This is a genomic window from Parachlamydiales bacterium, from assembly GCA_041671045.1.
Classification (GTDB): Bacteria; Chlamydiota; Chlamydiia; order Chlamydiales; family JABDDJ01; genus JABDDJ01.
In genome coordinates this window covers 1-11,989 of record JBAZCF010000004.1, presented here as the reverse complement: position 1 = coordinate 11,989, position 11,989 = coordinate 1, and the positions used below count along the sequence as shown (strand labels likewise).

Sequence of the window (11,989 nt, the reverse complement as noted above, 5' to 3'; positions counted from 1 at the left end):
AGGCTTAGGAGAGCATTTTACCGCTATAAGATTATCCTAGCAAGTCCAATAATGTTTCCGAAAAACAAGTCAAAATTGCAGTCGAAGATTTTACTATAGATAGCTTATCCTAGCAGTAGGGAGCTGGAGCAAAGCTGCCACACTCCCTCACTAGGATAAGCTTCTTTTTTAGAATGCGTAGATAGCTTCTAACTCAAATTTAGAGAAATCATGGTTTCCACCGATACGCTTATTCAGCGCTGTGGAAGATTCCCAGATCATATCCAATGTCAAGTTATCAGTTAAAGCATACAGAAGCTCTGCTCTCCAACCTTTAAAGTTAGTGTTACCACGTCCATCTGCAGTAAAGCTCTGGCCTAAGAAGTTGCCGCGGCCAATACCGGAACAATCACGGTCAGGAATAGACACTGCTTGTACCCATTGGTACTGGCAGTCTAAAGCCCAATCGCCTTGTTCGCAAACTTTACCAAATGTACATCCAACATACCAAGCATAACATTCGTTATTGAAATTGAATGTTTTACCGAAAATGGGTTGTCCATTCGCATCGATGCCGTCAACATTTCTTACGGTCAACTTAGGAGCTGAATGGTTCATAATAGCTGCACCATAAAGCTTAGACTTAATATTGATCAGCTCAGGATTAAAGTGGTAAGCCATAGAGATCTGAGAGTTTTGGAACTTAAAGCCTTCAGGGCTTCTAATGTTGCAACGGTTTTTACCTCTTTTTGGCCAATCGATGAAGGAATACTTCACGTCAAAGCAGCTTTCGCAAATGTTCTCAACGCCAATCTCAGTAATCCAAGCAAAATGGTTGACGCGCTCATCCACAACAAAGCCGGCCAAATAAACGTAGAACTCTGCCATTTCTTCGTAAAAGCTTGTATATTTTAGCAAAATACCATCAAAGCGGCTTAAGAACTGTACTTTGGAATCAAATACGTTGTACAAATTACGACGGCCAATCTCTACATCAAAGCGTGTACCGCAATTGTCATAAACATTCATACCCATATAAGCTTTGCGGAGGTTCAAGTCGCATTTAGAACCGCTGCCATGCCAGCCGGCTGGATCGCCATCAAATTTGTCTGTGCAGCAAAGTACGCTTCCAGGAATGAAATTGTCGTTAATATATAAAGCTCTTTGCGGGCTGGAGCATTTGTCATTTTTACGGACTTTACCTAAGCATTGTCTTTTTCTTTTTCTGCAGTTGCCGCCATCTACACCGGCTGAGCAGTCATATAGAACATGGGCTACACCCCAGGCATTATCACTGATATAATCTAGGCGCAAGTTGAATTCGACATCAAAGTCATTGTTACCTAACGGAGCACATTTGTCGTCCAAAATGAAACGATTGCCAAGAATTCTTCTTCCGTTGCATTTCTCGGTCATATGACGCCATTCAGTACGCACATCACCGCTGATAGTTAAGTTGCAGGACTTTTCTTGCAAATCAAGCGTACGTTTTGAGTTAACGAATTGTCTTAAGGCGTCGAAATCGCGCTCATTCAATTCTTCTTCATAACGGTCCCCTTCATTTGCATATGATGAGATTGTAACCAAACTCATGGCAAATACAAACGGTAACAAGTACCTTAATAATTTCATTTTGAGCTCCATATTATGTGATGCGTAAAAATTAAAATTTATCTTTTGAATAAATAGCAGTAATTAAAAGTGGATAAACAACAAACGTGTCTGTTTTGGGTGTTCGGCATAGTTTTTTATACTATTGATCCGAATTTGTCAATTAAAAAGAGATTAAATGATAGTAATAAGAATTCAGTTTTTGATTATCTAAATGGCAAACCTAAATAGTTCATCTTTGTGGATGTTGTTTAGCTTTATTGCATAATTTACCCTAGAGCCGGATGAGATCAGGGGTTATTTCCTGAATGAATGTTCTGCCCTATCTTTGGTATTCATGAGGATGAATATAAATACCCCAAGGTGGTTCACGTTGGGTTCCATCTACCCAATGCTTCCACATTGACATAGGAGCACCTTCTGTGCCTGTCACATCGAATCGCCATAGCTCAAAATTACCCGTACCGGGATTTGCCGTGAAGCCAAAGTAATCCTTAACCCAGTTGGTATCAGCAAAAAGTATAGGCGCCGGCATAGCAAATCCCAATTTTTGCATAGCGCATGCTATTTGCTTATGGCAATCCCAAGGAAGAGAAGTCCTTTTATAGGCCAAACAGAGTAATCCTTTTATTAAACCTTGTAGTCCTTTTGCTCCAATAATATCATGCTCATACCCCACAGAAAGATGAGCATCTAGCAGATCCATAATTTCCGGTATCCTGTCGTAGTCTACATTCGTCATTTCATGTAAAATAGCATCTACACATTCAGTAACCTGCGGTCTAGAAATCAGAGGGATTTGCGCATATAGAAAAGCATCTATCTCGCTAGGCTGTATTATTGTATTGCCCCCGCGGGATAATGCCATCTCTTCCTGCATTGTTGTCACAAGATATGCACGGAAATCCAATGGGCTCATAGTTCCGTAGACCCGCTGAAAAACTTCTTTAAACCTATACCTATATGTAATTGGGACCTTTTCGGCTAATAAAGAAATTAAATACGTCATCTTTGCTTCATCCAGCACAATATTTGAAGCAAAACGCTGCATCGGAATGGCAACCGTATCCCTTACCCAAGTATATGTAAAAGCATCTGATGCACAGAGTTCTTGAAAACGCTTGCACTTAGGTGTGAACAAAAAGGCATGCGTAGGAGAATGCATCAACAATGCAGGACGCATAGATTTTGCCAAGGCAGCCTGTTCTTTAGGCGGCATCTGCTTGATTGAATCAATAAGATAAACTAACAGCTCGATCGGGCTTTCCACCCAACGGCTAGTGTTGGTAGGCCTTTGCAACAGGCCAAAATAACATCCTACCAATGCCTCCATGCTACCACCCGAGGTATATACCCAGGGTTTCTTTTCTACTTTATCTAAATTATCAAGGGGATTCTGAATGATACGGGTATTGTGCACGCGCGCCATACGTATAAGCGAGCTTTCCAAAAATTCTCTAGTACGCACATGTGCAACAATAGATGACACTATACGAGCTAGAATATCCTTTAAACCTTCAAAATGCGGCGAAGATGTTATTTCCACCTCAGTAGCGATGAAAAAGCTAACCAAAGCCTCGATAAACTCATTGGCATTTAGGATTGGAACCCATTGGGATGTATTGGCACGTCCAAATTTATAGACCAGCCTAAAGCCCGCCGGACTATCATCATAAGGTCCTGTCATCACTTCATGAATATCGGCATCATATATTTCCTGAAAATACTTCGGAAACATAGCGTCATAAATCTCGACCAACAAACTATACAAAGACGCCATATTTTGCGCCCTAGCATTTGCTGCATCACGCATTTCTTGAATAGTCTTGAATTCATTTGTTAAACTGCGCAGTTCCGCACGCAGCCACTGCCCTTCCGAATCTCCTGCTGTGCGCACACGTGTTTCCATATACCGCACTTGGCCATACATGGCCGCATACTGTTCTTGATACTCTTTCACTTGTGCATTAATATCATCCAGCTGTCTTTGCACAGCTTTATATATACATGGTCCAATGCCATTGACATCATCTTGGTTTAAACCCAAAGATGAATAGAAATTCCAGCTCGAAAATGTAGCCTTAGTTTCTGCAAATGAAGCTACAGTGTATTCCCAGGACTTTAATAACGCATTGTCTGCCAACTCTTTAAATTTGGATCCGGCCTGTTCCATCAAGACATAATACCGTGCGCATTGTTCCCCTTTACCACCGCTTCCTAAAGCTGATTTAGGCATTTTCATCAAAATAACCCCATGAATCATCTCACGAGGCCTATTGGCATAATCTTCCAAATCTTTAGATGTAATGCCCAAATGTTTTTTAATCACCGCACTGAATATATCTTCTGCCGAAACAAAAAAGTAAGGAGAGCTACCCTCCCATTTTAACAAGATCTGCTCAATAATGGTTTTTAAAGCCTGTGTTCTTGCTTTAGCCGACTCTTCAACATCAAGTATGCCGATAGAAGTAAATCCTTCGAGCAGTCCTGGAGAAATCCAAAGTTGTGTCGTCCCGAAGTCAGAACTTCTAGGCACATATATAGGACGTTTCAAATCCCCTGCCCCCCAGCTGACGCTGATAGGCGCAGAATACTCTATACCGCCAAAAGTACGCTTAAGTCTGCCGGTACTTAATATCTCATCTATGTCCTGGAAAAAAGCATGCGGCTGTGCATCGTGGATAATGATTGCAGGCGCCGTAGCGAAGCAAGAGCCTACATTTTGCCTTAAATAGCATAGCCAAGCACTTAATGCAGCCCTTCGCGTTAATGCATCTGTGACAGCAGCATTGGATGGCAGCTGCAACGTATCTCTAATAATCTGCTCGGCATTTTTATGAGAATAGGGCTTAGATATTTTTCTTAAAGCCAAAACTAAGTCTCTATTATCCCTCAAAGCACATAAAGCAGCTAAGATATGATCTTGACGGTAGGAATCGTGTTGACGCTCTGGCCCTAACGAATACAAGTGCTCTTTGAAATTTTCTATAAGCTCAGGCAGCAGCCCAACTTTTATATCCCCATTATCGTCAATGATAAGATTAGCTAGCTGTCTTGTCTTCAAGACATTTCTGACAGCAGTACTTTCTTGGATTTCCGCACGGTCTAAACGACGGGATAGATCTCCATATTCTTCCACAATAAGTGACTGAATGAGCGAAGGATTTTTTGGAGAATGGCTTTTACGGTATTTGATAGCAGCTTGAAACGCCTCGCAATGAAATGCCGGGTCAAGCGCAGATAAAGAATCAGAAATAGGAACAGATTTCTGCTTACCCACAGGTGAACCAAGCGCACCCTGTTAGGGGTGCGCTAAATGGTATAGAGGGATTAACCTTCGTCAAGATCTTCAATTATTGCCGGATTCACCTTCAATCACTGGAATTGGATCTGTGACAACTGAAGTTAGAACATCTTGAGTTGCTAAAACAACAGGGATGTAAACTGCAGGTCTTGAAGCCCAAGCAACTAGATCAAATGTATTGCATGGTTCGCAGCAAGGATCGTATTCGCATGGATTGTAGCATGAGTTGCATCCGCCGAAGAAGTATCCGACTTGGATACCGACATTACCTACATCAGGTACACCGTAACGTGTATGTGTGTATCCACCGAAAACACCGATCGATGCGCGATCGCTTGGGCAGTAGCCGCAGACATACCAGTTAAGAGCTGCTTGGTAGTCATCAAATGGACGTCTCCAAGATCCTTTCAAATCCAGGCCTACATTATCAAAAACTTGCTGGTGGATGCATACTGTACCGCCAAAACCTTGTTTCTTGTCTAAAGAACGGTTCTTTGTACGGTAATCAATATGATCCCAGTTCAAAGCTACAGATACTGTTGTGCAATGTAATGGCTCTAAAGTCACTCCACCTGAAAAACCGTAGTAGCTAGCGCCGGAAATAGAGCGCTCAATTGTAGTTGTGAAAGAAGGATCTACACCAAAAGCAGGTGTGAATTCTACTATATCTCTATAGTTTTTGTTATGAGCACGAGCAAAGTAGCCTTCCAAATCAATTGTGCTTAGGATGCCGCAATTGAAGTTATAAGCGTACGCAGCACCATATGCCTCTTGATGTACCCAGATATGGCTATTTTTTACAGAGTGGTAACGCAATTTTTGTGTCAGCCAATCTGTAGAAATTTTAAAGTAGTTATTGTTTCCAACTTGAAATGCGATAGTGCCATTTCCACGGAAATTACGTGTGCCTATTTCACCTAAAACAGAATAAGCAGCTTCACCACTAATTGGGGAAGCGACAACACCACGAAGTGTTGGTCCAACAAAAGTGGTATTATCAGCAGAAATATAACTCTGAATAGCAAGAACTAACGTCAGAGCGCCTGCAAAAATTGAGCGCCAGTGCATGTTTCACTCCATAAAATTTATTGTTTGAAAATTTCTAAATGCTCTCATACCACATCTTCATAACTTAATTATTTAGTTAGCGTCAAGAACTTTTATCAAATGATGTTGAATTAAATAAATATCTTACACCCCTTTAAGCTTATTCTAATTTTCAGTAGAATACTTCCAAATACATTCAATAAGGATACTAGCTATGCATATCAAACTAGCTGATAAAATGATCGAGGTAGATAACGGGTTCAATATTAAACAACTCGCGGAGAAACTTAACTTAAATGCCCCTCAGCAAGCAGTTTCTGCAAGCCTGAACGGAAAGCAATGTGATTTATCTACACCATTGAAAGAGAACGACGTAGTAGAATTTTTGCATTTCGATGACGCCCTAGGAAAAGAAGTATTTTGGCATACTTCAGCCCACGTATTAGCACAGGCAGTCCTCCGTTTATTTCCCGAAGCTAAGCCAACTATCGGCCCTCCTATAGAAGCAGGATTTTATTATGATTTTGCTAACCTTCAAATAACAGATGAAGACTTTAGTAAAATTGAAGAAGAAGTTCAAAAAATTATTAATGAAAACTACGTATCAAAAAAAGAAGTTTTTAAAGATAAATCTGAAGCAAAAAAACATTTTGCTTCTAACAAATATAAATTAGAACTAATTGATGCGGTAGAAGAAGGGAAAGAATTAACAGGGTACCACCAAGGAGAATTTTTCGATCTTTGCCGCGGACCACATCTATATAATATAGGGAAAATTAAAGCCTTTAAAATTTTGAAAACTTCCGGCGCTTATTGGAGAGGCGACAGCAATAATGAGATGCTGACTCGAATCTATGCTATCTCCTTCCCCGATAAAAAACTTCTAAAAGAATACCTAACATTTTTAGAAGAAGCAAAAAAACGCGATCACAAAGTCATCGGCCCGCAACTTGATCTCTTCTCATTAAAAGAAGAAGCTCCCGGCATGCCATTTATCCATCCAAAAGGGATGTTTATCTGGAACACTCTCTCTTCTTATATTAGAGAATTACAGACACGCAACGGTTATGTAGAAATTAAAACACCGACAATGATGACACGCGAACTGTGGGAAACGTCCGGACATTGGGCGAACTACCGTCAAAACATGTTTACTTCCCAAGTGGAAGACCGCGACTTCGCCATTAAGCCTATGAACTGTCCAGGCGGAATGCTCTTCTACCGCTCGCATATCCATAGCTATAGAGAACTGCCCCTGCGTGTGGCCGAAATAGGGAATGTCCACCGCTTTGAACCCTCAGGAGCTCTTTCAGGTTTATTTAGAGTACGCAGCTTCCACCAAGATGATGCCCACATATTCATGAAACCCGAAGATATCCAGAATGAGATCTTAGCGGCTATCCGATTCGCTGATACTATTTACTCCGCATTCGGATTGGAATACCACTTAGAGCTCTCCACACGTCCTGAAAAGAATACGATCGGTTCTGATGAAGAATGGGAAACAGCCACAAAAGGCCTACAAGGAGCTTTAGACGCCAGCGGAAGACCTTACAAAATCAATCCGGGCGATGGTGCTTTCTACGGCCCTAAAATCGACTTCCACATTCGTGATGCCCTAAAGCGTACTTGGCAGTGCGGAACAATCCAGCTGGACATGTCGCTTCCTGAAAAGTTTGAGCTGGAATACACAGCTTCCGACGGAACAAGAAAACGCCCGGTGATGATCCACCGTGCATTGCTAGGTTCCATTGAAAGATTCTTCGGTATATTAATTGAGCATTTTGCCGGAAAATTCCCTTTATGGATAAGTCCGGAACAAGTGAGAGTTCTGACTGTTGCTGATAGACATGCCGAGTACGGCGCAGAGTTAATGCGTAAATTTGTCGATGCCGGCTACAACTGCCGTTTAGATGATTCCAACGAATCAGTAAGTAAAAAAGTCCGCACTGCGCAGATGGAGAAAGTAAACTACATATTAACAGTCGGTGACAAAGAGACAGAAAGCAAAACTGTCAACCTGCGTACGCGCGATAATGTGGTGCATGGCGAAATTAGTGTTGATGAGCTGATTGCTAAAATGAACCAAGAAAAAGCATCCCGCAGCTTAACTTCGGCATTTGCCACAGAACAAATCTTGTCCTAGTATCACTTTCACAGCCCTCGACTTGTCGAGGGCATCTTACACACTGTTTTTTATGAGCTCGTTTTTAAGGTTAGGGGTCCTCAATAAATCGCTATATATTTTACATATACAAATAAGAAGTCGTTGCGGACATTGGGATACTTCGCTCATTTTTTTAATGGAGCATTGAGTTTACTTATAAATTCATCTCTACCCATCTTATAATATTTAGTTCAATTTTCAACTCTTAACACCCAACATAAATAAAAACAAAAATTTTAAATTAATTAAATCCAGCACTTAATAATAAACATTACAAATATAAGTACTATAACAAAAAAAATTGCACACAGCTTTATCTTTTTTAGCATTTCGTATACGCTTCCAACCAAATTTATACCCCTGACGCAAGATGAAGACAAAACCGGCTACAATCATTGCAGTAAGCAGCTTTAAAGGTGGAACGGCAAAGACCTCCACCGCACTACACTTTGGTGCAGGCCTTGTAAAGTACCACAAAAAGAAAGTCCTTCTAGTCGACTTTGATGCTCAAGCTAACCTTACAACAGGCTTAGGCCTTGATCCTGACGAACACGACAGCTTAGCTCCGGTGTTGCAAGGAACAAAAGATGTTCAAGACATCATACGTCAAAGCACCGTCAAAGGGTTGGATATTATTCCTGCCGATACATGGCTGGAAAGAGTAGAAGTTACAGGAACATTAGCTAGCGACCGCTATTCTCACGAGAAACTTAAAACTATATTACGCCCGCTCCCTTACGATTTTATCCTCATTGATACTCCTCCCTCCCTATGTTGGTTGACAGAGTCAGCAATGATAGCTGCTCAGCATACCCTAGTTTGTGCTACTCCTGAGTTTTATAGCGTTAAAGGCTTGGAAAGACTCTCCCTCTTCATGAAGAGCCTATCCGAAAGGCATCCGCTAGAAGTTGCAGGCGTTGTCCTCTCCTACTGGAATAGCCGTGGTAAAAGTAATTCCGCCTTCTTGGATGTTATCGAAAGCACATTCCCAAAAAAGCTGCTAAATACTAAAATCCGCCGTGACATATCTGTAAGCGAAGCCTCGGTGCATGGCAAACCCGTATTTGAAACCGCTCCCACAGCACGTGCTGCGGAAGACTACCGAAAACTTACCCAAGAACTAATCAAGCGATTTGTATGAGCAACGTTACCGCCCTCCTATCCCAGCGACTAAAGAAGAATACCTCCAACTCTAAAATGAGCGAGATGGCCAAACAGGCCGGTAATGGAACACTGAACAGCTTTGCTAGTATCTTCAGTGTAACAGAACTCAGCGAGCAAGAAAGAGAGGGCTTAGCTGACCTCTTGGAAAGTTTTGCACCGGAAGAGGGCACCAAAAATGCCGCTAAAGATCTGCAGGAACTTTCAGCCCTGACGATGGAGCTTAAAGCAATAACCAATCAAGCGGCAATCTTGCACGGTGAGAGGATAAAGCGCGCGCAACAGATCTTTACCCAATACCGTGATGGCGCATTTACTGCATGGCTGATCACAACTTATGGCAACCGTCAGACACCTTATAATTTCCTGATGTACTACGAGTTTTATCAAGCCCTCCCCCAGCCCCTTAGACTCCGTATCGAGAATATGCCCCGGCAAGCGATTTACACACTTGCCAGCAGAGACGGCGAGTTAAATAAAAAGCAGCGTATTATCGAAGACTACAAAGGAGAAACAAAGAATGAGCTCCTTGCTTTAATACGCCTGAAGTTTCCTCTGGCTAATGAAGATAAAAGAAAAGCAGACCCCGTAGATGCAGCCATTAAAGAACTGCGCAAGGTGTGTGAGACTTTAGCTGAAGTGGATGCAGAGAGTTTTTCTAAGAAGCAGAAAAATACATTGAAGTATCTAACAAATGAGCTGCTGATATTGCTATCAGCAGCCCAACAGCAGAATTAATTCTCTACTTTGAAAGATTGGACAATTTTATCCATTGTAGCTTTAAAACTGTCAAACTTCTCTGGAGGAGCAGCGCCTGTAATAATATAGGCTCTAGATCCATCTTTAGATAAGATATAATACTGTTTAATGTTAGCTTGAACATTATTACTTGCTTGAGAGAACTCAATCCAATGGACTTGTAGGCCATTGACATTAGAATCCCCTACACCAAGCTCTTTAAAGGCAGGCAGCTGCTCAGAAAGTGCTTTCTTGCCCTGAGTATAAAAATCTTCCATTTTGATAGGAGCCTGCAGGATTTGTGAAGCTACGTTCACATTTTCTCTAAAAGTGTCATTAGGACCTTCTAAAGGAGAAATACCTACAACATCCATCCCTGCCATTCCAGGTTTTACTTCCCATGTTTCAGGAAACTGAACAGTGAACTTTTTCAATCTGTCCATATAGAGCCCGGCCTGGCCTGGCTCTTTAGAAACTCCTGTCTGCTCGATCGTCGTCGAAGGAGGAGTTAATACAGGATTAGGAGGAACTACAGGTTCTGCTACTGCAGGTGCAGTTGCAGGAGCCTCCACATTTACTTCCATTTGCGCCTGAGCTAAGTGGTCTTCATCCTTAGTGGGTACTGGAGCGGGCACTTGTTCTGGAGCTATGCAGTTTTCCTGACCTGTTTCAGTACAAACCGGCAATACGGTATTATCATCCGAAGGATGTTTTACTACTTCGGCTGGCGGCACCATGGTAGATTCCACATCAGCTTCAGCAAGTGTTCCATCCTGCTGTACACCGGCTTCAGGCAAAGCGCCTGCAGCAGGTACGTCTGCTTTTGCGGGTTCATCTACATTAACCGGTGCAGGTGCACATTGCAAATCCTCATCTATTTCTGTGTCATGCTTAATGATATCCTTTGTGGAATCATCACTCTTAGGAACAACGCCGCCATTCACATCAGTTGGCTGTGCGTCATGCGGAACAACAACATCATCGCTCACTACAGGCTGTGGCACAACCGCATCCTTAGCAGGCTCATTGACTACTTCATCTACGGTAACAGATTCTTGAGTCATAACTTCTGAAGGCACCATTCCTTCAGTTTGATCCCCTTCTTCCAAAGCTAGCTCCTCATCTGGTGCAGGAACTGCTTCCATAGCGTCTTCTTCAATAATAACGCCTTGCTCTGGAAGTGTACTATCATTATTCACTTCAGGGTCGGTAGCTGGCTGGGGCACTGCCGGAGCAATCACCTCAGTTTTAACTTCATCAGTCATCGTAGCGGAATCGTCAGCATTGAGGTAAGACCATCCTGCTGACACCACCACTAAGGATAACACCACCGGAAGAATGATTTTCCTGTGCATAGCATCCTCTTTTCGTGAAAGGTTTAAGCACTGCTCTCTAGGAGAGTGAGCCGTGATGCCGGGCACAGCGACAACCGCTTTTTGCATCACGCTATTAAAGTTGCAATTAATGTGCCAACTCAAGAAATAATGTGTTTTTATCTAGGCAAAAGGAAGGAACATGTTTGGAAGTGGGGAACTGTTAGTCATACTACTCTTAATTTTATTTCTCTTTGGAGGGAAGAAACTTCCCGAATTAGCCAAAAGCTTAGGCGAAGGGATCAGAGAATTTAAAAAAGCGTGCAACGGAGAATCAGAGGAATCCGCCACAACGCATGAAATCCCTGTTAAAGTGGAAAAAATTTCAACAACAGAAGAAAAGGACGACAAGGAGAATGTCAAGTCTTAGCGAGGAGCTGCTGCTTCCATTAAGCATTCATGTCAAAGAGCTTAGATCCCTTTTATTGCGATCGATTGGAGCATTTGTTTGCGCCTTTATCATCCTCATTTTCTTTTATGAGCCTGTATTACAACTACTTAAGCAACCGTTTTCCCAATCCGTATTGACATCGCAGACAACTCTCACGAAGCACGCCTTAAAAACCTATACCATTACCAATTATACCAGTGCTCCGATCACTTATGATT

Annotated in this window: 9 protein-coding genes; 5 read left to right on the top strand and 4 right to left on the bottom strand. The window is 42.1% G+C overall.

All coding sequences use genetic code 11. The annotated features are described in order from the left end of the window. Positions 1 to 168 precede the first annotated feature (168 nt). The 3 genes from WC222_06160 to WC222_06150 form a co-directional block, all read right to left on the bottom strand. The gene (locus tag WC222_06160; protein ID MFA6915962.1) at positions 169 to 1,572 is read right to left on the bottom strand and encodes a hypothetical protein; all 1,404 of its coding nucleotides are present in this window, start codon (positions 1,570 to 1,572) and stop codon (positions 169 to 171) included. A gap of 340 nt (positions 1,573 to 1,912) precedes the next feature. Next, positions 1,913 to 4,870, bottom strand: coding sequence for a hypothetical protein (locus WC222_06155; protein ID MFA6915961.1), 2,958 nt, complete (start codon positions 4,868 to 4,870; stop codon positions 1,913 to 1,915). Between the two features lie 69 nt (positions 4,871 to 4,939). Then, positions 4,940 to 5,962, bottom strand: coding sequence for a hypothetical protein (locus WC222_06150; protein MFA6915960.1), 1,023 nt, complete (start codon positions 5,960 to 5,962; stop codon positions 4,940 to 4,942). A 193-nt stretch (positions 5,963 to 6,155) separates the two neighbouring features. Between WC222_06150 and thrS the strand changes: the two genes are divergently transcribed. From thrS to WC222_06135, 3 genes are all read left to right on the top strand, one after another. Continuing rightward, positions 6,156 to 8,087 carry a threonine--tRNA ligase gene (thrS, locus tag WC222_06145; GenBank protein ID MFA6915959.1) on the top strand — a complete coding sequence of 644 codons (1,932 nt, stop codon included), beginning with the start codon at positions 6,156 to 6,158 and terminating at the stop codon, positions 8,085 to 8,087. A 391-nt stretch (positions 8,088 to 8,478) separates the two neighbouring features. Continuing rightward, positions 8,479 to 9,249, top strand: a complete 771-nt coding sequence (locus WC222_06140) for a ParA family protein (protein MFA6915958.1) — start codon at positions 8,479 to 8,481, stop codon at positions 9,247 to 9,249. Next, positions 9,246 to 10,007, top strand: a complete 762-nt coding sequence (locus WC222_06135) for a CT583 family protein (GenBank protein MFA6915957.1) — start codon at positions 9,246 to 9,248, stop codon at positions 10,005 to 10,007. The genes WC222_06140 and WC222_06135 overlap by 4 nt, the downstream gene beginning before the upstream one ends. Here WC222_06135 and WC222_06130 read toward each other — a convergent pair. After that, a complete protein-coding gene (locus WC222_06130; GenBank protein ID MFA6915956.1) occupies positions 10,004 to 11,449 on the bottom strand; it encodes a hypothetical protein in 1,446 nt (481 codons plus the stop codon). The two genes, WC222_06135 and WC222_06130, sit on opposite strands and share 4 nt — an antisense overlap. Positions 11,450 to 11,522: 73 nt before the next feature. Here WC222_06130 and tatA point away from each other — a divergent pair, with 73 nt between their 5' ends. Beyond that, entirely contained in the window at positions 11,523 to 11,750 is a 228-nt protein-coding gene (gene tatA / locus WC222_06125) for a twin-arginine translocase TatA/TatE family subunit (GenBank protein ID MFA6915955.1), read from the top strand. Further along, positions 11,737 to 11,989, top strand: a 253-nt coding sequence (locus WC222_06120) for a twin-arginine translocase subunit TatC (GenBank protein ID MFA6915954.1), incomplete at its 3' end; no start/stop codon positions are given. The genes tatA and WC222_06120, both read left to right, overlap by 14 nt.

Excerpts from the sequence above, each read along its gene's own strand:
- thrS (MFA6915959.1), top strand. The coding sequence starts at position 6,156 with ATGCATATCAAACTAGCTGATAAAATGATCGAGGTAGATAACGGGTTC.
- WC222_06130 (MFA6915956.1), bottom strand. The coding sequence starts at position 11,449 with ATGCAAAAAGCGGTTGTCGCTGTGCCCGGCATCACGGCTCACTCTCCT.
- WC222_06140 (MFA6915958.1), top strand. The coding sequence starts at position 8,479 with ATGAAGACAAAACCGGCTACAATCATTGCAGTAAGCAGCTTTAAAGGT.
- WC222_06160 (MFA6915962.1), bottom strand. The coding sequence starts at position 1,572 with ATGAGTTTGGTTACAATCTCATCATATGCAAATGAAGGGGACCGTTAT.
- WC222_06150 (MFA6915960.1), bottom strand. The coding sequence starts at position 5,962 with ATGCACTGGCGCTCAATTTTTGCAGGCGCTCTGACGTTAGTTCTTGCT.
- tatA (MFA6915955.1), top strand. The coding sequence starts at position 11,523 with ATGTTTGGAAGTGGGGAACTGTTAGTCATACTACTCTTAATTTTATTT.
- WC222_06135 (MFA6915957.1), top strand. The coding sequence starts at position 9,246 with ATGAGCAACGTTACCGCCCTCCTATCCCAGCGACTAAAGAAGAATACC.